The organism is Glycomyces sp. L485, assembly GCF_022548875.1.
Lineage (GTDB): Bacteria > Actinomycetota > Actinomycetes > Mycobacteriales > Micromonosporaceae > Glycomyces.
Genome location: NZ_JAKZEW010000004.1, coordinates 47,067 through 68,550, shown reverse-complemented (window position 1 = coordinate 68,550; position 21,484 = coordinate 47,067). Strand labels below are relative to the sequence as shown.

The following is a 21,484-nucleotide window of genomic DNA, read 5'->3' as shown; positions in this document are numbered from 1 at the left end:
CACCGAGGAGGTGATGTCTCATCGGGCATTGCCCCAGAAACCGGGGAGGTTCCGACCGGTCCGGCCTCGGCCGGACCGGTCTCGGACGGAACTGTGCACGGGGGTGTGTGCGATGGTCACCGACCTTCGACCATTGCGCCGAAGTGACTCGGTTCGAGTCGGCTGCCTGATCCTAGTCGGCGGTCTTGTTGCCGCGCTGGTGTTGGTCTTGCTGATTCCTGACGCCGCGTTGGCGCAGGAGGACGACCCGACCGAGCGAATCAAGTCGGTGCTCAACAATATTCGCAACTGGATCGTCGGTATCGCGGCCGTGGTGGTCGTGGTGATGCTGACGATCGCGGGCGTGCGTTACCTGCTCGCGTCCGATCCCGGGGAAACCGAGCGTGCGAAGAGCGCGCTCCGAGCTGCGGCGATCGGTTTCGCGATCATTCTGCTCGCGCCGTTCCTGGTCGCAATTCTTCAGCAGATCCTGGCCGGGTGATCGCGATGATCGAGGATCTGTGGAACGACCTGCTCGCGGCGATCTATTCAGCGCTGTTCGGGATCAAGGAACAACTGTGGGACACCGTCTCCGGCATGTACTACGAGACCCTGTATTCCTACTTCTCAAAGTCCGCCGGGCCGTTGACCGACGCTTTCACGGGACTGGTGATGGCCTCATATGTCGGGGTCGTCGTCGCTGCCGGACTGATCATTCTCTCCTACGAGACGCTGCAGACGAAGTACTCGCTGCGGGAGATGATCCCACGTTTGATCATCGCGGTGCTACTCGTCGGCCTCGCCAAAGAGATCACCTGGCAGGTATTCGGCAATTCGCTGCTCATCGTCGATGCGTTCACGCTGACCGATCGCGTCCATTCGGTCTACTGCGACAACTTCCCTGACGGATCACAAACCCCGATCGACATCACCGAATGCGAGGGCTATGAGTCCAAGATGCGGTCGGTGTTCGCCAACCACGCGTTCATGGTGCCGACAGGACCGAACGCCGACGACCCGGTCGGACTGGTCGACGTGGGTATGCAACTGGTGTCGATCTGGTGCTATCTGACGTTGATCGTGATCTTCCTGCTGCGGAATGTCGCGTGGTTCTGCGTGCTCATCATGGCGCCGCTTGCACTGGCCTGCCATGCGCTACCGCAGACCGAGCGGTTCGCGCATTACTGGTGGCGCCTCCTCGGTGCCTGCCTTGCTTCATCGCTGGGTCAAGCCGCGCTGGTCTGGGTGTATCACCAGTTGGAAGGAACGGTCGCGGACGAGTACGTCGAGGACTACCACTTCCAGCTGTTCTACATCGTCTTGATCGTGTGGCTGATGTGGAAGTTGCACAAAATGGCGTTCCAGCTCGCGCACGGCAAGACTGTGACCGCGCCCGGGTCGGGATTCCTGAAATATCTGCTACTGAACCGGCTCATGAATGGCCGCTCGGGTGGGCAGCGCAAGCCGCACCGACCGCGTCGCCGCCCGAGGCGCGATGACGACGATGACGACGATCAGTCGCCTCGGCTATCGCCGAATCCGAATCCGCGCCCGCACCAGCCGCGACCGGGTCACGGCAACGGCACGCCCCTTGGCGGCCCTGCCAATACGAATACGCCACAGCCGGGTAACAGCAACGGCAATCCGCAGCCGACCGGGCCGGTACCGACTCCGGCCGACGTGAGCGAGCGTATTTCCCGCAAGGAGACGAAAGCCTATCGGGAGTGGGAGGAGTTCCGCCGCCAAGCCGACGAGTTCCACCAGAACCAGACCGATTCCCGCCGCCAGGCCCGCGATGCCGGGACCGTTCGTCGGCGCGATCGCCGAGACGAGGCGGTCGCCGAAGCGATCGCGGGTCCGCGCCGCGACCGACGCACCTCCGCGGACTCGGAGAGCGCGGACGGTACCGGTTCGCCTTCGCGTCCGCGCCGGGCCGAGGACCGGACTGGAGCGGCCGCGATGCCTCCGGCGCACCGCCGGATCGCGATCGCCTACCGGTCCGCCGACCGCGCCGCCGAGAGCACGGACTCGTCCTCGCCGGGCGAGAGTGGCCGCGATGCAGGGTCGGGCCGCGAGGGCGGTGAGCGGTCATGAGCCGGCACGGTGTCGCCGTCCCGGCTGACGTCGACCTGGCCGACCGGGTGCTGTGGGGGCTGACGGTGCGTCAGGTGGCGATTCTCGCGCCCGTTGCGCTCGGGCTGCTGGCCGCTTGGCGGGCGCTGCTCGGGTCCGTGCCGATCCTGGTGCTGCTGGCCGCGACCGCGCCGGTCGCCGCCATCGCCCTGGCCCTCGCCCTGGCGCGCGTCGACGCGGTCGGCCTCGACCGCCTGGCATGGGCCGCACTGCGCGGCCCCAGGGGCCGCGTGGCCGCAGGGAGCCCCTCGCCCGATGCGCGGGAGGTCATGACCCGGCTAACCGGCCGCAAACCCGCCTCGGTGCGCGCGGTGACCGGCCCGGCCCGCCGGGTCCGACCGGACGGCCTGGTGGACCTAGGACCCGGTGGCGTCGCGGTCGCCCTCGACGTGGGCTTCGTGAACTTCACCCTCCGCTCAGGCTCAGAGCAGTCGGTCCTGGTCGCCGCATTCGCCCGGATGCTCAACGCTACTGACGCCCATATCCAGGTGGTGGTCTCGGCCCGCCCGGTCGACCTGGGCACGTACCTGGCCGCCTTCGACGAGCGCGCCTGTCGGCTCGAGGGGCGGCTGGCCGAGGCAGCCGATGCGCACCGGGCGTGGATGGGCGAGCTGACCGCGGGGCGGCGCCTGCTGCGCCGCGAGATCACCGTCGTCGCCACCGCGGCCAGCGCGGACGGGGCCGAGTACGCCGCCCGCGCCATCGAGGCCGCCGCCCAGGCCATGGGCGTCGAGGCGGCCCGCCTCGACGGAGCCGAACTGGCGGCCCGCTGCCGGTACGCGGTCGACCCGTTCGGCACCGCCACCACCCACACCCGGAAAGGGGCCTCGTCATGACTAGGCCGAAACGATCCTGGAGGACCCGGGCGAGGCGAGCCTGGCCGGTCCCGGTCGACCTGTGGCCCGATGCCGCCTGCATCGAGGCCCGCCGAATGGCCGTCGGCGACGGCTACGCGGCCGTGCTCGTGCTGGTCGGCTACCCGGCCCAGCTCCCGTTGGGGTGGGCCGAGATCCTGGTGGGCCAGCACGCCCGATGCGCCGTCTCGCTCCACCTGGACGGGGTGGCCGCCGAAGTCGCCGCCTCCCGGCTGCACCGCCGCCGGGCCCGCCTGGAGTCGGCCCGCTCCTATGCGGCGCACCGGGGCAAGCTCGACGACCCGGCCACCGACGCGGCGGCCGAGGACGCCGCCGAGCTGGCAGGCCGGATCGCCCGCGGCGAGACCCGCCTGCTGCGTCAAGCGCTCTACCTGACCGTCCATGCCGAGACCCGCCACGAGCTCGACCTGGCCTGCGCGCGGGTCCGGGCCGCAGCCACGGCCGCGCTGCTGGATGTGCGTCCGGCGACGTTCCGGCAACTGCCGGGCCTGCTCGCCTGCGCCCCGCTGGGCGTCGACCCGGTCGGCGCGAGCCGCACGGTCGACACCGATGTCGCCGCGGCGGCCTTCCCGTTCTCATCGGCGGATGTCCCGAACCCGGTCACCGACGATGCGGTGCTGCTGGGGCTCAACCTCTTCAGCGGCGGCCCGGTCCTGTGGGACCGGTGGAGTCTGGCCAACCACAACTCCGTCACGCTTGCGACCAGCGGCGCGGGCAAGTCCTATCTGACCAAACTGGAGGTGCTCCGCCAGCTCTACAACGGCACCGAGGTCACCGTCGTCGACCCCGAAGCCGAATACACCGCGCTGGCCGAGCACGTCGGCGGTGCCGTGATCGCCCCGGGTAAAGCCGGGGTGCGGCTGGGCCCCCTCGCCATCCCGGCGCACGCCGAACCCGGCGAGCTGGGACGCCGCCGCCTGTTCGCCGTCACCGTCATCGAGGCCCTGCTCGGCGAGCGGCTCAGCCCGGACGACGCGGCAACGGTCCAGACCGCGCTGGCCGAGCTGTACGCCCAGGCCGGGATCGACGACGACCCGGCCACCTGGGCCCGCGAGGCGCCCTCCCTGTCCGCTCTGGCCAGCCTGCTCGACCGAGACCAGGCAGGGAAGGCGCTGGCCGCGCGCATGGCCCCCTACGTGGGCCCCGATTCCATGTTCGGGCCCGGAGCGGGCGCGCTGCCCGAGGCGCCGCTGCGCGTTGTCGACCTGTCCGGCGTCGAACCGGAGTTGATGGGCGTGACCACGCTGGTCGCGTTGGACGCGATCTGGCGGTCCGTCCGTGCCGACGGCACGCGCCGCCTGGTGGTGGTCGACGAGGCTTGGAAGCTGCTCCGCTCCGGCCGCAGCGCCGAATGGCTCTCCACCTTGGCGAAGAGCGCGCGCAAGCGCCTGGCCGGGCTCGCGGTCGTCACCCAGGACGTGGACGACGTCCTCGATTCCGCGCTGGGCCGCACCGTGATCGGCAACGCCGCCACGCAACTGATCGGACGGCAGGCCCCGCAGGCGGTCGAGCCGGTCGCCAAAGCGTTCGCCCTGACCGGGGCCGAACGCGACCTGGTCGCCACCGCCCGGCCCGGGGAGATGCTGCTGGTCTCCGGACAGACGCACGTCGCCTTCGCCTCGACCGCCTCGGACGTCGAGCACCGGCTGTGCCTGACCGGGGCCGCGGCCCTGGGGCGGGGGGTGCGGTCATGAAACGCCTCGCAGGAGCCGCGATCGGCATCGCGTTGGCGCTGATGGTCTGGCTGGTGTTCGTCGCCGCCCAGAACCCGGCACGGTACGCCTCATGGGGAACCGGCGGGGGCTGCGCCGCCTCCGCGGCCGACACCGACGCCGTCGCCGCCGCCCTCGGCGACGGATACGGCCCGGCCCAGGCCGGACATGCGATCACGATCGGCACCGTCGCGGCCGAGCGCGACCTCCCTGCGCGAGCGATCACCGTCGCGCTCGCCACCACCATGCAGGAATCGGGTCTGCGGGTCTTGGCAAATCCGAGCGTGCCCGAGTCCTACGACCTCCCGCACGACGGCGAAGGCACCGACCACGACAGCGTCGGACTGTTCCAGCAGCGTCCGCACTGGGGGCCGGTCGCGACGCTGATGGACCCGGCCGGGTCCGCCGGATTGTTCTACGACGCGCTGGAGAAGATCGACGGATGGGAGAACCTGCCGGTCACCATCGCCGCCCAGCAGGTGCAGGTCTCGGCCTACCCCGACGCCTACGCCAAACACGAACCGGGCGCGAGCGCCGCCGCCGCGCTCATCGCCGACGGCGTCGACTGCTCGGGGGCGTGGGTCCACCCGGTGCCCGGCGCGGGCATCGTCTCAGGCTGGCGCACCGACGCCCGCCCGTCCCATAACGGCGTGGACCTCGGTGCGGAGCGTGGCACCGAGATCCACGCCGCCGCAGCCGGTGAGGTGGTCACGGTCGTGTGCAACGCCTACACCCCGGCCGGACGCCAGTACACGTGCGATGTGGACGGTTCCCCCGAGATCCAGGGGTGCGGCTGGTATGTCGAAATCGCCCACGCCGAGGGCCTGCTGACTCGCTACTGCCACATGGTGCAGCGCCCTGAAGTCGCCGTCGGCGACCAGGTCGAGCCCGGCGACGTCCTCGGCTACGTCGGCTCCTCCGGCCGGTCCTCCGGGCCGCACCTTCATCTAGAGGTTCACAGCAGTCACCATCCGGTGTTCGACACCGCCATGGATCCGCGGATCGCTTTCTCCGCGAAGGGGGTCGAGCTGTGATCAGTGAGTTCTATCCGAACGTGTCGCTGCCTGATCTCGTGCCGTTCGCGGCCGGTGCGGCGCTGATGGTGGCGAGCCTCGCCACCATCCGCGCGGTACTGCACCGCCGTCAGATTCGCCGGTGGCGCGAGCGAGGCCAGTGGGTCTCTGTCGCCGCCCCGCCCGAGATCGACCCCGATGGGGCCGTGCAGTTGTGGCGGCACCTTGCGCAGATCGAACGCGGCCCCTGGAAGCGGTGGTGGTGCGGCCAGCCGCACTTGATCTTCGAGTACCGCTTCGACGGCCCGCGCCTGCGGGTGCGGATCTGGGTGCCCGGGGGTGTGTCGGTCCCGCTGGTGCGCCATGCAGTGGCCGCCGCCTGGCCTGGAGCCGCCGTCACGAATGAGACCGAGACCGAACTGGGGGAATGGAAATGATCATCGAAGGCGGCATCTACCGGGTGCGCAAAGGCGCGAACCAGGCCACGGTGGTCGTGCCGGAGTCGGCCGTCGACGGGCTGCGGGGCCTGGTCGAGGCCGGTAGCGGGATCGGTCCAGCCGACCGGGCGGTGGTGCAGATCGTCGCCTGCCCGGCCAGCCGCGCCCGCCTCCGGCGCCTCCGCAAGGCCGCTCGTGGCCCCCGCGCGGGCGGCAGCCTGGGCTCGGACGCGCTCGACCTGGTCACTCCCGGCGGCTCCACACGGACACGAGGCACCCGGCCCGAGGAGCCGCGATGGGTCACCGAATGGCGATCGCGGGCGCAGGCCAGGCTCGCCGAGGGCACCTTGTGGGAGGTCGGTGTCCGCTACGCCGTGGCCACCGACGCGTCGAAGAAGACCGCACAGGAGCGGGCCGGGCAACTGGCCGCGGCGGTCGGCTCCCTGCTGGGGCCCGCCTGGCAGCGGCGTCGTCGCCGCCGGATCGCTCGGGCGCTCGCCGGCTATGCCGCCCAGCACGGCACGGTGCTGACCTGCGCCGAGATCGCCCAGCTCGCGCATGTGCCGCACGATGCAGTGGTCCCGGCCCTGGAGCGGGCCGGGGCGCGACTGGTCGCCCCCGTCCCACAGATCCGCTCGGGCGGGAGGGGCACGAAGGTCCTGGGCACCGCCGCCGCGACCGGCCGGAAAGTCGCTCTGGCCGCCGCTGACGCGCGATTCCACGCGCACCTGGTCGGCTCGACCGGGTCGGGCAAGTCGACGCTGATTTTGAACATGGTGCTGGCCGACGTTCGTGACCGGCGCGCGGTGGTCCTGATCGACCCGAAAGGCGACCTGGTCCGCGACGTGCTCGACCGGCTCGACCCGCGCGAGGCGGCCGGGCGGCTGGTCATCATCGACCCCGACCAGGACCGGGCCGACCGGCCCGGACTCCCGCCGATCGACCATGCCCCCGACGGCGAGGCCGCCGAGATCGCGATCGACCACTTCGTGGGTATCTGCCGCCGGATCTGGGAACGCCACTGGGGACCCAGGGCCGACGACATCCTGCGCCAGGGCCTGCGCACCCAAGTCTGGCTGCGCGGGCGGAACCTACCCGAGCAGGCCGAGAAGCTCGTCGGCCTGGCCGGGCTGCCGACCCTGCTGAGCGACAAGAACGCCCGCTCGCCGTACACCGCCGACCTCGGCGAGAAGGACGAGATGGTCTTGCACGGCTTCTGGTCCTGGTTCGACGCGCTCTCGGCGGGCGTGCAATCCCAGGCGCTCGGCCCGGTCCTGGCCCGCCTGCGCACCGTCATGGGTCGCGACTTCGTGCGCGACACCATCGGCGCGCCCGAAGCGGCCGCCTGCTTCGACCTCGGCCAGGCGATGGACCAAGCCGGGATCGTCCTCGTCCGCCTCCCCAAAGGACAGCTCGGGGAAGACACGGCCAAACTGCTCGGCTCGATCGTGGTCGCCCGCGTCTGGCAGACCGCGCTCGAACGCCAAGCCCACCCCGAGGCCAATCGCCCGGACGTGGGCCTGTACATCGATGAGGCCCACAACTTCCTCAACCTGCCGCAGTCGATCAACGACATGCTCGCCGAAGCCCGAGCCCTCGGGTTGTCGCTGACGCTGGCCCACCAGCACATGGGCCAGCTCGACCGGGAGCTGCAGTTCGCGATCTCCTCGAACGCGCGCAACAAGGTCTACTTCACCGTCTCACCTGAAGACGCGCGCCTGCTCTCGCGCCACACCCTCCCGAACCTGGCCGAACACGACCTGGCCCACGCCGGCCAATACCAAGCCGCCGCCCGCCTGGTCGCAGACGGACTGGAACGGCCGGCCTTCACCCTCGCCACGCTGCCGCCTCCACCGCCGGTGGCCGGGCGCGCACGCCAGCTACGGGCCCAGGCGTGCCGCTACCGGGCCTTCACGAACGGAGCGCGGCGATGACGCGGTTGCCCGGGACCGACTCAGGGAGCCTGGCGGGACTGCGCCGCCGCCTGACCGAACGCGACTTCGCCATCATCGACCATCTCGAGCGGCACAAGGTCATGACCTCGGCGATGCTGACCGCCGTGTTCTTCCCCTCCGCCCGCACCGCCGCCTCCCGCCTGCTCACCCTCACCGAACTCGGCATCCTGGACCGTGAACTGCTCCCGGCCTCGGGCTCGTACCGGTACACCCTCGGCTGGCACGGCCAGGTCATCCAGGCGCTGGGCCGCGGCGAGCGCCCGCCCACGAAGCGGGCCGCCGCCCTAGCCGGGCACCAGATCTTGTTCTCGTCACAACTCGCGCACAAGGAAGCGGTCAACGCCTTCTTCGCCCGACTCCACCGAGCCGGACGCGACAGGGGCGTGGAGGTGACCGAGTGGCGCAGCGAGGCCGAAGCCGCCGAGGACTTCGACGGCGTGCGTCCCGACGCGGCCGGAACCCTCACCTGGGAGGGTGGCCGGAGTCTGCGGTTCTGGTTCGAGCACGACCGCGGCACCGAGACCCTCGCCCGCCTGGTCGCCAAGCTCGAACGCTACCCCCGCCGCCGCTCGATCCACCTGGCGGCCGACCGCGTCCTGCTGGTCGAGGTCTGCGGCGCGCGCCGCCTAGCGAACCTGGCCCGATCCCGGCTCGACCTCGGCGGCATCCGGGCCGCCGCCGTCCAGTACCGGCCACTGGATGCGGTCAGAGGCGCCACCGACACCAGCGGCGTCTTGCTCGACGCCGACACCTGGCAGGAACTGGGAGGCACCGGCCGGCCCTGCAGCCTGGCCGACCTCGCCTCCGACCGGTGAGGGCGAGCGCAGGCATCCCGCCGATGGGCTCCCGCGCATGGGATCCCGTACATGGCATCCCGGAAGGACCCCGACACCGCAATATCGGCCGCTGCGGCGAAAGCCCAGCACATCCGGCCCGGTAACCAGCGCATCGAACTCCGACAATATATCTCCCTAGGACCCCTTGACGGCCGCGTGCCGTTCCCCTGCCGGTGGTTCGCCTTCCGGCCCCGCTCCGGGTCGATCGGCCTCCCCGGTGGCAGGTCCCTCAACCCCGCCCGGCCCCGCCGTCGCCGACCGCTACGACTGCCCCGCTCTGTTCGCGCGAGTGCCGGTCCCGACCGGACCCAGGTCTCTCTGTGTGGGCTCCGACGACACCCGGTTCACGCCGATCGGGGCGCAGGGTAGTCAAGGGTAGGTGATTACCCTCGCGCCAGAGCCGGTGAAAAGCCTGGGTAACCAGCTAGCGTGGACGCATAACAACTTTCCCAACACCCACAACGAGCGCAGGCCGAGCCTGACCGGGCGGGGATGAGCCGCCAGACCTCCCACCGGCGAGAGCCGGTCGGACCTGGGGCCGCCCCGAACGAGGCCCGCACACCTGCACTCACCGCCGCCACCAGGCGGCATCACACCGAGCCCAGCTCGACATTCTCTGCCGCCCGTAACCGGGACGGCTGCAGCGCCCTACCCAAGAGCCGGGGCGATTACCCGACCCATGAAGCGCACCGGAAGGTGCGCAGCTTCGCCGTGCCCAGCGCACAGCAAGCCTCCTATGAGTAAGGAGCACACGATCGTGATCCGTCAATGGAATCCAGGCGACCGGGCGCGCGTCCGCCCGATCCTCTACCTGCCCGCCAGCCCCGGCCGCATCTACCGGCAGCGAGCCCGGCACACCTACCCGGCCACGGTCACAGAGACCGTCCACCTGCCGAACGGCACCGGCATCCGCGTCGTCCTCGACAAGCACGCCGAGCTGGTCATGACCGACGAGCAACGCGAGATGTTCGTCCCGCCCTCCGAGCTCCACCGACTCGGGTGCGAGTGCCGCCGCTGCACCCGGCGCCCGGCCTCGTCCGGGCTCGACTATTTCCGCCCCCGGATGCGCCGCTGGGCCTCAGCGGCCTGGGCCAGGTTCGAGAACTTCTTCGACTATTAGCGGGCGAACGCCCTGAACCGACCGACCGTGACATCGCGGCGGTGCCTCCGGCACCGCCGCCTTTTTCATGCCCGGACACCGGGCCGCAAGGAAGGAAGCACCGCCATGCACACCCAGACCCTCAAGACCGTGCTGCGCGCCTGGGCGGGACCGACCCGCGACCGCCTCAGCGCCAGCGACCCCGCTCGCCGCACCACGTGGATCATCGCCTGCTGGGAGACCGCAGGCGGCCGGATCACCACCACGGTCCTGGAAGCGGCCACGGCCGAACTCCACGACCGCTTCGACGAGGCCGCGCCCGGCTCCGCCGAGGACGCGGTCGGCGCGGGCTGGCTAGAGGCCGCAACTGCCTTCGACGCCCGCATGAGCGACCTCGCCTCCGGCGAGCCCCGATACCTGGCCGGTATCGGCCTGCTCACCCGCGAACCGTCCTCGACAGGGCGCGAAGCGATGCGCGCGGTCATCGCCACCGGGGAGCGAGGCGCGGTCGTATACGAGCACCGCGACGGCGGCGTTGAAGCGAGCGTGCGCTGCGACTCGGCCGGCTCGGTGTGGCGGGACATGGAGCACCTCCTCATCCCCCTGGAGTGCTACCGGGCGCTCGTGTCCGGCGACCGGCCCCGGCTGCCCGCCTACGCCGCTCACGGAGCCGCAGCGATCAAGGCGCCGAGCACAGCCAGCTGGGCCGGCCCGTGCTGAACCCCAATGCCATGAAGCGAAACGAGCGGCGTGCCCGACCAGGTGCGCCGCTTCCTTATGTCCGCTCCGGGCGCACCGATCGAACAGGAGACAAGGCCATGACCGATACCGAACACACCGGCATCATTGTCCCGCTCGCCGACCAGCGAGCGCAGCAGTTCTGCGGGGCGACCTGTCGGGAGCTGCGCGAGCGACTGCCGCTCCTCGACAGCTACCTGCCCGACGAGATCAACGAGGCCGCTGCCGCGTTGAACGACCGCGACAACGTCGCCGCCACCATCCTGGACGGCTACCGGGCGGCCATCGAATCCGCAGGGGTCCGCAGCCGCAAGCGTGTGCGAAGGCAGCTCGAATCCGCCGAGCACGCGCTCGCCATCGGCGAGCCGCTGAGCGAATCCGAAGTCGAGCGGCTCGGCCGCCCCGTCCAAGTCGCGATCACCGAACGCAACGAAGCCCTGCGCGCCCTCGACGAGCGGCTGCGCCTCGCACACCTGACCCTGACCGACCAGTCCTGACCCAGCCCAACTCCTCGGGAGCCGCTTCCAACGGTTCTCGCCGATCACGTCCGGCCGGTGCCGGGCCTTCCACAGAAAGGAGTGCACTCATGGCCTCCATCGAACTCACCCAAGACACCTACGAGCTGCTCGTCGAGACCGCCGGGGAAGACCGCAGTCCCGCTGCGCTAGACCGCCTCGTCTGGGAGCTCTGCCGCGCCTACCACCGGGCCAGGCTCGCTGCCTCGCCCCGACCCGGCCGCACCTGGCAGCAGGCCTTCGCTCTCCACAGTGGCGGGCCGGTCCCGCAAGCCGGCGAGTCCGATCGGGCGCTGCAGGTCGCCGTCCACCTGTCCTACCGGCAGGGCCTGATCACCGACTTCCAGGGCGTGACCGTCACCGCCTGCGCCCACGCCCCGGCCTGCCAGCGCCTGACCAGCGCAGGGGACTACCAGGTGACGACCGTCCGCACCGACGGGTTTGACGACTGGCTCCAGGCCCAAGCCGAGGCCGGCGCGGAGACCGAACGCGACCAGTACGACGGCGACGTTGAAGTGACCGTTCAGACGGCGCAGTGCTGCTGCCTGGATGGCACCCCGTCGAATAGGCCAGAAGCCTATCCGTCCCAGCCGGACGACTTGGTCTTCCTGGTCGGGCCCGACCTGACCGCCCGCTACTTCGATGTGTTCGCCGACCGGGGCTTCGGTGTCCACACCACCGACACTCTCGACGGCGTCGGAGGCGCCAAGTCCATCCGCTGGCTCGGCGTGGGACACGACGAGATCTGCCAGTGCACTGAAGCCCACCACTGCTGGGACGAATGCCCTGACGTAGGGCGGGACCTGACCTTCGAATGCGACCGCGGTTGCGAGACCGGTTGCGACTGGGTGCTGTACCCGCTCCACGGCCGCGCCTGGCTCGCCGTGCACGGCACCGAGATCGACCTCGGCCCCATCGAAGACGACCACACCGCCGAGCTGGTCGAGCGACTGCTCCCCGACCTACGGCTGTAAGACCACAGCCGAGCGCCGTCAAAGAAAGGAACGACCTGGCCCGAACCAACAGCCGGCACCGCCGCCCAGCCTCCAAAGACGCTGGTAACGACCACTGAACCAGGCTCGACACCGCCACGGAGTCGAGCCATTGTCATGCACACGAAGAACAAGGAAAGGTACATCCACAATGGCTAGCAAGGCCGAACAACGACGCAACACGATCACCGAGTTCCTCGAATCCAACCCCGGCAACCACACCGCCGAGGCAATCGCGGAAGCCTGCGGCCTCACCGTCGCCGACACCAACCGGGCCCTCGGCCAACTGGTCAAGAGCGACGTGATCGCCGAGACCGAGCCCAACGACCACGGCGCCGCCCAGTGGACGCTGGCACAGGCCGAGACCACCGAAGCCGAGACCGACGAGGCCGCGCCAAAGGGTGACGACGCCGTCCAAACTGACCCGGCCGAAGAGGACACCAAGTCCGAGTCCGGACTCGAAACCGAACCGGGAGCTTCCGGCGAAGAGACCGCCTCGGAAAAGAGTGGCCTGCCCGAACAAGGCGCCGACGGCCAGTCCAGCACGCGCGAGGAGGTCACCCAGGACGGCAGCAAAACCGAACCGGCAGGCTCCGACGACCCCACCGGACCGGGCGCAGTGCCGGAAGGCGACGACCAGCCGGGCGAGACCGACGACGACGGCGAATCGGCAGGCAACCAGCACGAGGACGAGGCGGACGGGATCGAGCCCCGAACCGCCGAGCCCGATGTGCACGACGACGGGGACGGAGCCGCCGATGCGGCCGCCGAGGGTGAGGACGAGCCGGATTCGGTGCCCGACCCGGACCCGGCAGTGCTGCTGCTGGCGGGTCAGCTCGCCGGCATCGAAGGCCCGGTGGGGCTGGAGGCGATCACTCTCGCGGCGTTCAAGGTGGCCGGTCCCAAGCAGACCGAGACGGCGCTGCACGCCCTGTGCGCGCTGGCTGAACACGACGCGGTCAAGTGCTCCGACCCGTTCGCTCCCGACGACCGGGACCGTGACGACAAGGTCACCTGGACCGTGCTCGTCAAACCGGGCGAATTGGACGCGATCGCGGCTGTCGCGCAGCTGGCCGACGCGCCGCACGCCACGGTCTGCCCGACCTGCCGGACCGAGATCGCCCTGCCTCACCCCAAGGGTGTCGGCCGGACGAAGTCGGGCTCGAACGGACGCATCGACGGCAGGCGGCGCCTGGCTGACGGCGAGCTGCGGCAGATGCTCATCTCCTTGATCAAGGAGAACCCCGGTGAAGAGCTCAAACCGGGCGACTTCGTGCGAGAGCTGAAGAACGACCCTCGGTTCGCCGACCGGGTCTCGGCCAATCCGTCCGGAGCGGTCCGCTCGGCGCTGATCGCGCTCGAACGCAAAGAGAACGGCGAGTGGGTCGCCGAGATCGAAAACCGGATGCCGCTGACCTACCGGTGCCGAGAAGCCCAGTAGCGCAGCGGACCTGACCTGTCCTCCCGACGCCGCCGCCCCGAGGCGAGTCATTGGCTCGCCGGGGCGGCGGCCCACCGTACCCAACGAACGAATGAACAGGAGCATCCATCATGGGTGAACACATTCTCGAACTCGGTGTCGGCCGCCTGGCCGTCCCCGCTGCCGAAGTCAGATCCGATCAGGTCACGACCGTCGGGCTCTGCGACGAGCAGCAGGCGCTGCAATGCTTCGGCGACATCCCGACTGGTATGACCGCGTCCTTGACCGCGACCTGGCCGCCCGAACTGACTCCGGGCCGTACCGAGGCCCGGACCGAGACCCTCGGGACCGGAACGGTGACCGCCATTCGCGTCGGCGGGTGCATCAACTTCGTCGGTGTGCGACCGCCTGCCGGGTACGCCGACGGCGGCCTGGACCGCGAGGCGCTCGGACGGTTGCGCGGTCGTCGGGTCCGGCTCGACTTGCGCCTGGCCGTGGCCGCATGTGGCTGCGGCGGCCCGCGGCAAACCGAACCCGAAGGGCCGGAAGCGGGGCGGTCATGAACAGCGTGATCCGAAAGCCCCTGGCCACCGGGATCGTGCACGTCCCGCCCGGTGAGAAAGCATCGAGCCGGCTCGGTTTGGTCGGTGTGGTCGGCGAGACGGGCCTTGAGGTCATGCGCGCCGTGCCCCGCTGGGACCGGACGGTCCTCGTCGCCGTCCTGAAAGCACCTCGCCGCATCGCGCGCGACCACTGGTTCGGGCCCGGTCGAACCGTCTACACCCGCACCGTCGAGACCCCGGTCGCCCTGGGCACCGGCGCTGTCTGCATCGCCACGACCGACCCATCCGGGATTTGCGACCTGATCGGCATCCGCCCGGCAGACGAGATCGACATGCCCTGGCTCGACCCGGTCGCGCTCGCGCGAGTCGAAGGCCGATACGCACGCCTCGAACTCCACCGCCCACCCGAGACACGCGGCCAGAGCAAGCCGCGTGACCGATCCGTATAGGAGGAACTGCAATGTCCACCATCCACCAACTCGGGGCCGGAACACTCCGCGTCCTGACCGTGCCCGACCCCATCGCTGATCCGCCGACCGTCGCGCTCGACCACCCGCTCACCGGGTATCGGGTGACGCTCCATGGCGTGCCGGACGGGATGCGGGCCTTGCTCATCGCCGTCATCACCGGCTCGGGAACCGAGATTCCCGTCAGTCCGCACTTCGCCAACAACGCGGCGACCGGCTTCACGATCGGCGTCGGTCTGTTGCGGACCAACCGGCCAGCTCCGAGACTGGGCCCGGTCGACCGCATCGGCCTCGATCCCGAGCCCGGCCAGACCGCTTGGCGCGACCGGGTGCTCGACCGACTCGACGGCCGCCTCATCCAGCTTGAAGCCCACCCGCCCGGGTGCTCTTGCGGCCGGTCCGTGCCAATCCCACGGCAGCGCGATGCCGCGGAGACGGGAGCGATGCGATGAGCTTCGATGCGCCCGTACCGCTCGGCAAAGGGCTGCTGACCTGGCCGCCAGCCGAACGCGAGCTGGGCAGGTTCGGCACCGTCAGCCTCCGCAAGCCCGAGACGCACCTATACCGCCAGTTCGACGCCGACCTGGTTGGGCAGACCGTGCGACTGGCGTTCACCGTCACCGCCGTGCGCGTCGCAGCCTTGCAACCGGACCCGCGACTCGGAGTAGCGCCCCAGCCGCCGCGCGCCGGTGAGGAGGTCGACCTCGGGATCGGGGTGATGTTCGTGCTCGACCTGCCCCGTCGCGGTCCGGTCGCGGTCGGGGTCCTGCCAACTGAGCAGCGCCTGCGCCCGGTCGACTGGCTCGACCCGGCAGCGCTCTACAAAGCCCAGAACCAATACGGGCAGCTCACTGCCCACCCATTCCGGGGCCAACGCGGTCCTGCCCCATCCAGAACTTCGGTCCCCGCCTGAGGCGGAGATCGGGCCGAAATGACAGTGCGGCCGAGCTCAGCTACCAACTCCGCTCGGCCGCACTCACCACACGAAACACTGAAAGGAAAAGTGCAGTGAGTCTGCAATCCTACGTCGCCTGCGGCGACATCGCCTCGCTCGAACCGGGCGAGATCCTCGGGCTCGTCCCGTACCTCATAGGCCGCCAGCCGGTCGCCGAGCTGGTCGGGATCGGCCTGCGAAACGACCGCCCGTGCGCGCTACGCACCAAGCGACTGCCCGCGATCCTGGGCAACCCGACCGGGGCCGAGCAATTCGCTTACTGGTGGCGCGCGACTGGGACCGACGAGCTGAGGCTCATCGCCTACGGCCCCGAACTCGCGGACGGCTTCGAAGCACTCAGCCGCGCCATCGCGGCGCTCGCGGCCTGCGGCATCACCGACCAGGCCCGGCCGCTGGTGGTCACACCCGACCGCCATCGGTGGGCCTACTTCGAAGACCGCACCCTGGAGAGTGACCCGGGCGAGTTGCCCGAGATCGACTGTCCGCGACCGGCCTGGGGGCGATTGGGGGCGCTGGCCTTCCACACCGCCTGTACAGCCGCCCGCGAGGCTGAAGCCCTCGCACCGCTCGCCGACGCCCAGACGCGCCGTGAGTGCGCCCAGGCCCAGCAGCTTGCGACAGACCTCCTCGCCGTGACCGACGCCGCCGAGGCACCGCCCGGCGACGACCGGCCGCACTTGGAGGCGGCCATGCGATCGGAGACCGCCCCGCCGGCTGCCGAAGCGGTCTATCTCGGCGTCGCGCTCGCCACCGATCCCGGACTGTGCGATTTCGCGGTGCAGGCGATCTGGGAAGCCGACACCGCCGCCGAGGCGCATCTGGGGCTGTGGTGCCAGATCGCCTGCCACACCACCGGGACCCCGCGTGCTGTCGCGGCCGCTCTGGCGGCACTGGCGGCGTGGCGCGGCGAGGACCCCCTCGTCGCCGAGGCCGTCCGGGCCGCGCGGGAGGCCGACAAGTTCGGGCTCGCGATCGTCGAGGCAGTCGAGGCGATCGTCGGCACCGGTGTCCCGGCCGCCTATCTCGACGGCGTCGACACCCTCGACGCGTCCGTGCCGTCCGGTACCGCCGCCACGCAGCCGATGCGCAGCAAGGAGGTGGCCTGAATGCAGCCGCAAACCCATTTCGCGATCGGGCGGATGCTCATCGCCCACACCAAAGCGTTGACCAGTGCGGGCGAGGCGGCGGTGCTGGGCGTCTACCGGCGACCGGCCAGGGTCTACCTTCGCCGCCTGACCGGGATCGAGGCGCACCTGGCCACGACCGAGGGACCTGCCGCCCACACGAGCGCGCTGCCGGGCGCGGTCGAGCGGATTCGCGATGGCCGCATCACCGAGGTGACCGCCGGGCTGTGCGCGGTCGCGTTCGCTGGCGAGGTCCACTTCGATCGCGACGGCCAGTCCAGAATCGGCACCGCAGTCCTGGTCGACGGCGCGGTCGGACACCTTACCTGGGAGCCGGACGGGTCCGAGCCGAACTGGCGACTGTTCCCCGACGCGACGCGCGCGGTCGACGAATGGATGATCGGCCTGTTCACCGTCCTGACGGCCCTGACCGGGAACTCGGTCAAGTGGGGCGGCGCGGCATGAAGCGCCAGATCCACAACGGCCTGAACGCCATGCTGCGCGTCGCCCTCAGCGAGGACCTGAGCGACCCGGTCGGCACCTGGGGCCTGCTCGGCTGCTATTGGAACGAGCCCGAAGTCACTTGGGACGGGCTCGACGACCTCGGCCAGGCAGTCACTGCGTGCCTGCGTGAGCACGGTGATGCGGTCACGGCAACGGCACTGGTCGCGGCCTTCGACCACTGCACGCCCGCGATCGGCCCGGACGGGTTCGGGATCGATTCCGACCGGTTGCGGGGCACCGGCGCCCGAGTGGGACATCGCCGCCAGACGCACCAATCCCGTCCGTATTAACGAGGTTGCGGCCGCCTACGCAAGGCCGCTGGCCGCACTCACCGCCGACCAGTAGATCCGTCGAATTGAGGCCGGAGCCGCGCTGCGGCTCCGGCCCTTCTCGCGCGGCCCGCAACCGAGCGGGCCACGCCCTCCCAGTCTTACTACCCGTGAAAGGGAAGCCCTGTCATGCGCGCTCGCACTTCAGGACAACTGCAAGACCAGATCCTCGACACCCTCGCAGACAAAGCACCGACGGCGTTGTCGGTTAAGGAACTCCATTCCATCGTCATCCAGTACGGCTCGACCTCCGAAGGCGCGATCGGTCAGGCTCTCGCGAAACTCCACAAGGCCGGAAAGGTCGACCTGGTCGCCCTCCGGCCCCAGCGGTGGACCCTCGCAAGCGGGACCACCCACACCGCTGCCGCCGCGCCCGCCCCGGCACCCACCCCGCCTCCTGCGCCGGTCCTACGGGCCGCCCCCGTGGCCCGGCCGGGCGGGACGCTCTACCACCCCCGGCTGCTGGCGGGGAGGCCCGACGTCGAGGTCCTCCGCGACCTGCGCACGGCGGGGAAACCAGTCCTGCTGTACGGGCCGCCGGGAACCGGGAAGACGTCCTTGATCGAGGCCGCCTACCCGGATCTGCTCACGCTCGCCGGCGACGGCGAGACCACCACTGGCGATCTGGTGGGGGAGTACACCCAGCGCCCAGACGGGACGTTCGCGTGGGTCGACGGGCCGCTGGTCCGGGCGATGACGGAGGGTCGGTGCTTTTTCATCGACGATTGCACGCTCATCTCCCCGGCCGTCCTGGCGACGGTCTACCCGGCCATGGACGGGCGCGGTGAGATCGTCTTGACCGCACACGAAGGCGAGACCATCGAGGCCGAACCCGGCTTCTACGTTGCAGGAGGCCACAACCCCGGCGTTGCCGGGGCGATCCTCACCGAGGCGCTCGCGAGCAGGTTCGCCGCGCACATCGAGGTCAGCACCGACTACGACCTGGCCCGGTCCCTCGGCGTTCCCGAAACCGCGATCCAGATCGCCGCCGACCTGAACGAGCAATACCGGCGCGGCGAGACGGAGTCGGCCCCGCAGTTGCGTGAACTCCTCGGCTACAAGGACATCGCGGCGGTGATGGGCGAGTTCGAAGCCCTGTGCAACCTCGTCTCCATCGCCGCCGAGTCTGACCGCGAAGCCGTATCCGAGACCATCCGCCGCCACACCGGCCACAACGCCCAGCCGCTCAGCCTGGGCACGCAGATCCCGCCTGCACTCAACGCGGGAACTGACGACGACAAGGAAGGCGACGACGATGACCAGCAGTAAGACCGGCCACCTCGCCACCGGCCGCGCCAGGCCCACATCGCACCCGGACTGGCAGCGCATCGCCGACAGCCTGACGCACCTGGCCCCGCTCCTGTCGGGCAGGGACGACGTCCAGGTCGTCATCGCCCCCGGCGCAGCCGGACGGGCCCCAGGCTCGTTCAACACACGAACCGCCGTCATCGAGCTGGACGCGGATGTGTGCTTCGTCGGGACCGACCCGGCCACCATCCGCGTCGCCGATCTGCGCGACCACCGCCGCTACCCATGCGCGCTCGGCGTGTTCGCTCACGAATGCGCCCACGCTGCCCACACTCGGTGGCGCGTCGGCAGAGCCTGGCCGGTCCCGGTCGTCTTGGCTGCCATGATGCTCGATGACCTCCGCATCGAAGCCGCCCAGATCAGGCGCCGGCCGCTGGACCGAACTTGGCTGCGCGCCGCCAGCCTGAAACTCGACGTCCCCGGCCTTCGTCAGACCGGGACCCGCGCGATGGGACTGTGGCAGGCCGCCGCCGCGGCCGCGCTGTGCCTGGGCAGGGTCGACGCGGGCGTCCTTGACAGGACCGACCCGGACATCACCGCGTCCAAGGCGGCGCTGCAGCGCGCGCTCGGTCCGGAACTGTACGAGCCGCTGGAAGCGGTCTGGCGGGCCGCCCTGGCAGTGGCTGATACCGACGGGGCGGCCATGGGTCGACTTGGACGGGCCTGGTGTCGCCTGCTCACCGACCCGGCTACGGTGATTGCCGCCAGCAGCGAGGCGCGCCAGGCCGACCTGGCCGACGCTGTCGAACAAGCCGCCGACGCCCTCGCTGAAGCCGCCATCAACCCGTTCCCCAGCGGCGGCAGCGCCTCGTACGAGGACCCGATCAGCGACCTGTTCGCCTATACCAGGCCACCGGCTAAGACACGCCCGCCAACCGCCGAGGAGAAGTCGGCCGCGACCAGACTCGCCCGCGCCATGGCCCAAGCAGCCCAGCCGCCTCGCGAAGCCACCGTGGTCGACACTGAGGTCCCGCCCGGCAGACTCAACATGCGCGGCGCGCTCGCCGGAGCCGCCCAGAGATCGGCCGGGGCCCCGGTGTCGGCCAAGCCGTGGCGGCGCACCATGCGCAGGCGCACACCTGACCCGAAGATCAGGATCGGGATCGCGCTCGACGTCTCGGGATCGATGCACCGCTTCTTCACGCCCGCCGCCACCGCTGCGTGGATGCTCGCGCAAGCGGCCAAACGCACTGGCGGGACCGCTGCCGCAGCCACGTTCGGGGTCTGGGCCCGGGCGCTCATTGCGCCTGGGAAGGTCCCGGCCGCCATACCCGTGCCTGAGCTCGAGTGGGGCACCGATCACCTCGACGTCGCCATCGACGCCCTCGACGGCGTGCTCGGGCTCGGCACGCCCGACCAGCACGCCCGATTGCTGTTCCTGATCACCGACGGCGGCCTCACCGGCAGCCAGCTGCGGCCGGTGGCCGACCAGTGCGAACGGCTCGGGCGATCCGGCTGCTCGGTCATCCAGATCACGCCCGATGAACGCGGCGGCCTTGAAACATGCCGCGTCGTGGAGGTCACCGAGCCGGTCGCCTCGATTCAGGTCATCACCGACGCAGTGACCGCGGCGCTGCGCGATGCAGCCAGGCGGTCGCGGTAATTCAGGGCGACTACGAAGCCGTTGGTGCCGCAGCCTCATCTGCGGCACCAACGCACGCGAGACGCTCTATTTCTGTACCCGGAATATCCACTATGGATTACAGAGGCTGATTGACCCAGCCTGCCGCATAGAGCGCGAATACCGTCCACCAACCGGCCAACAGGAACGGTCCCAAGGGAAGGTGGGCCCCGGTCCTCCCGGCCCGCCACCGGGCCACCCCGGCCCCCAATGCGGCCAATGTGAACCCCACGAACAGGGCCGCCCATATCGCCGCCCACGACAACGACCCTGCGAACACCCCGATCACCGAAAGCAACGCCACATCGCCAAACCCGAACTTCCCGGGGAAGACCAGCCACAACAAAAGTCCGAACGCTCCAGCGGCGGCACCGGCCCACACCGCCCGCATCAGCGCGTCCGATTCGCCGGAGAGCAGGGCATCCCACCCGAACGCGATCGCCACGGCGACTGCCAGAACTCCCGCCACTACGAATGGCAGACGATGCAGTACCGCGTCGATGACGGCCAGACACGGTGAGACGGCCGCGAACAGCGCAAAGGCAAGGACGTCGGGCTGGTGCGGCCATACCGCCGCCGTCCCCGCTGCACCCGCGGCCCCACCGAGCAGAGCGGCGCACATCGCGGCGAGCCAGCGATTGCGAGGTAGCGTCGAGAGTGGTATGCCATGCTCATCTGGGGCGAGCGTGAGGGCGAATCGCCAGCAGAGCGCTGCAACGATCAAGCCGCTGAATGCCGCCGTCGTTGTCCACATGGCGCGAGTCTAGACAGCGACCCCGGTGGGACTCAGCCGAATCGAGACTTCACGTCCTGATCAGCTAGTGGCGCTCGCTCGAAGAGCTCGTATCCGAATGCGTAGACTGCTCACCATTCGCCACAAGGTGCAGCAGATCGCCAGGGGGAGTCAGG

General features: G+C 70.2%; 23 protein-coding genes. 22 read left to right on the top strand and 1 reads right to left on the bottom strand.

The features are described from left to right. Positions 1-112: 112 nt before the first annotated feature. The 22 genes from L0U85_RS03920 (at position 113) to L0U85_RS03815 (ending at position 20,557) form a co-directional block, all read left to right on the top strand. The gene (locus L0U85_RS03920) at positions 113-481 is read left to right on the top strand and encodes a pilin (protein ID WP_241376451.1); all 369 of its coding nucleotides are present in this window, start codon (positions 113-115) and stop codon (positions 479-481) included. Beyond that, positions 478-2,073 carry a hypothetical protein gene (locus L0U85_RS03915; protein ID WP_241376450.1) on the top strand — a complete coding sequence of 532 codons (1,596 nt, stop codon included), beginning with the start codon at positions 478-480 and terminating at the stop codon, positions 2,071-2,073. The genes L0U85_RS03920 and L0U85_RS03915 overlap by 4 nt, the downstream gene beginning before the upstream one ends. After that, complete coding sequence (locus L0U85_RS03910) at positions 2,070-2,948, top strand: PrgI family mobile element protein (RefSeq protein ID WP_241376449.1); 879 nt, start codon at positions 2,070-2,072, stop codon at positions 2,946-2,948. The genes L0U85_RS03915 and L0U85_RS03910 overlap by 4 nt, the downstream gene beginning before the upstream one ends. Continuing rightward, complete coding sequence (locus tag L0U85_RS03905; RefSeq protein WP_241376448.1) at positions 2,945-4,681, top strand: hypothetical protein; 1,737 nt, start codon at positions 2,945-2,947, stop codon at positions 4,679-4,681. The genes L0U85_RS03910 and L0U85_RS03905 overlap by 4 nt, the downstream gene beginning before the upstream one ends. Beyond that, a complete protein-coding gene (locus tag L0U85_RS03900) occupies positions 4,678-5,733 on the top strand; it encodes a M23 family metallopeptidase (protein WP_241376447.1) in 1,056 nt (351 codons plus the stop codon). Before L0U85_RS03905 ends, L0U85_RS03900 begins: the two co-directional genes overlap by 4 nt. A gap of 20 nt (positions 5,734-5,753) precedes the next feature. After that, the gene (locus L0U85_RS03895) at positions 5,754-6,149 is read left to right on the top strand and encodes a hypothetical protein (protein ID WP_241376446.1); all 396 of its coding nucleotides are present in this window, start codon (positions 5,754-5,756) and stop codon (positions 6,147-6,149) included. After that, complete coding sequence (locus L0U85_RS03890) at positions 6,146-8,083, top strand: type IV secretion system DNA-binding domain-containing protein (RefSeq protein WP_241376445.1); 1,938 nt, start codon at positions 6,146-6,148, stop codon at positions 8,081-8,083. The genes L0U85_RS03895 and L0U85_RS03890 overlap by 4 nt, the downstream gene beginning before the upstream one ends. Further along, positions 8,080-8,919 (top strand): replication-relaxation family protein, encoded by an 840-nt coding sequence (locus L0U85_RS03885; RefSeq protein ID WP_241376444.1) that lies wholly within the window; start codon positions 8,080-8,082, stop codon positions 8,917-8,919. The genes L0U85_RS03890 and L0U85_RS03885 overlap by 4 nt, the downstream gene beginning before the upstream one ends. A 778-nt stretch (positions 8,920-9,697) precedes the next feature. Then, complete coding sequence (locus L0U85_RS03880; RefSeq protein ID WP_241376443.1) at positions 9,698-10,060, top strand: hypothetical protein; 363 nt, start codon at positions 9,698-9,700, stop codon at positions 10,058-10,060. 105 nt (positions 10,061-10,165) lie between these two features. Then, positions 10,166-10,759, top strand: a complete 594-nt coding sequence (locus L0U85_RS03875) for a hypothetical protein (protein ID WP_241376442.1) — start codon at positions 10,166-10,168, stop codon at positions 10,757-10,759. 98 nt (positions 10,760-10,857) lie between these two features. Beyond that, positions 10,858-11,274 carry a hypothetical protein gene (locus L0U85_RS03870; protein WP_241376441.1) on the top strand — a complete coding sequence of 139 codons (417 nt, stop codon included), beginning with the start codon at positions 10,858-10,860 and terminating at the stop codon, positions 11,272-11,274. A gap of 89 nt (positions 11,275-11,363) precedes the next feature. Beyond that, positions 11,364-12,266 (top strand): hypothetical protein, encoded by a 903-nt coding sequence (locus L0U85_RS03865; RefSeq protein WP_241376440.1) that lies wholly within the window; start codon positions 11,364-11,366, stop codon positions 12,264-12,266. Positions 12,267-12,435: 169 nt separating this feature from the next. Continuing rightward, the gene (locus L0U85_RS03860) at positions 12,436-13,725 is read left to right on the top strand and encodes a hypothetical protein (RefSeq protein ID WP_241376439.1); all 1,290 of its coding nucleotides are present in this window, start codon (positions 12,436-12,438) and stop codon (positions 13,723-13,725) included. A 110-nt stretch (positions 13,726-13,835) separates the two neighbouring features. Then, the gene (locus L0U85_RS03855; protein ID WP_241376438.1) at positions 13,836-14,267 is read left to right on the top strand and encodes a hypothetical protein; all 432 of its coding nucleotides are present in this window, start codon (positions 13,836-13,838) and stop codon (positions 14,265-14,267) included. Positions 14,268-14,272: 5 nt separating this feature from the next. Next, complete coding sequence (locus tag L0U85_RS03850; protein WP_241376437.1) at positions 14,273-14,716, top strand: hypothetical protein; 444 nt, start codon at positions 14,273-14,275, stop codon at positions 14,714-14,716. An 11-nt stretch (positions 14,717-14,727) separates the two neighbouring features. Beyond that, positions 14,728-15,186, top strand: coding sequence for a hypothetical protein (locus L0U85_RS03845; protein WP_241376436.1), 459 nt, complete (start codon positions 14,728-14,730; stop codon positions 15,184-15,186). After that, positions 15,183-15,647, top strand: a complete 465-nt coding sequence (locus L0U85_RS03840; protein WP_241376435.1) for a hypothetical protein — start codon at positions 15,183-15,185, stop codon at positions 15,645-15,647. The genes L0U85_RS03845 and L0U85_RS03840 overlap by 4 nt, the downstream gene beginning before the upstream one ends. Before the next feature lie 95 nt (positions 15,648-15,742). Beyond that, entirely contained in the window at positions 15,743-16,795 is a 1,053-nt protein-coding gene (locus L0U85_RS03835; RefSeq protein ID WP_241376434.1) for a DUF4192 family protein, read from the top strand. Then, positions 16,796-17,278 (top strand): hypothetical protein, encoded by a 483-nt coding sequence (locus tag L0U85_RS03830; protein WP_241376433.1) that lies wholly within the window; start codon positions 16,796-16,798, stop codon positions 17,276-17,278. It begins immediately after the preceding gene. Further along, positions 17,275-17,607 (top strand): hypothetical protein, encoded by a 333-nt coding sequence (locus L0U85_RS03825; RefSeq protein WP_241376432.1) that lies wholly within the window; start codon positions 17,275-17,277, stop codon positions 17,605-17,607. The genes L0U85_RS03830 and L0U85_RS03825 overlap by 4 nt, the downstream gene beginning before the upstream one ends. Before the next feature lie 168 nt (positions 17,608-17,775). Beyond that, positions 17,776-18,915 carry an AAA family ATPase gene (locus L0U85_RS03820; protein WP_241376431.1) on the top strand — a complete coding sequence of 380 codons (1,140 nt, stop codon included), beginning with the start codon at positions 17,776-17,778 and terminating at the stop codon, positions 18,913-18,915. After that, positions 18,902-20,557 (top strand): hypothetical protein, encoded by a 1,656-nt coding sequence (locus L0U85_RS03815; protein WP_241376430.1) that lies wholly within the window; start codon positions 18,902-18,904, stop codon positions 20,555-20,557. The genes L0U85_RS03820 and L0U85_RS03815 overlap by 14 nt, the downstream gene beginning before the upstream one ends. Positions 20,558-20,654: 97 nt before the next feature. Here L0U85_RS03815 and L0U85_RS03810 read toward each other — a convergent pair whose 3' ends face one another. Continuing rightward, complete coding sequence (locus L0U85_RS03810; protein ID WP_241376429.1) at positions 20,655-21,329, bottom strand: hypothetical protein; 675 nt, start codon at positions 21,327-21,329, stop codon at positions 20,655-20,657. Positions 21,330-21,484 lie beyond the last annotated feature (155 nt).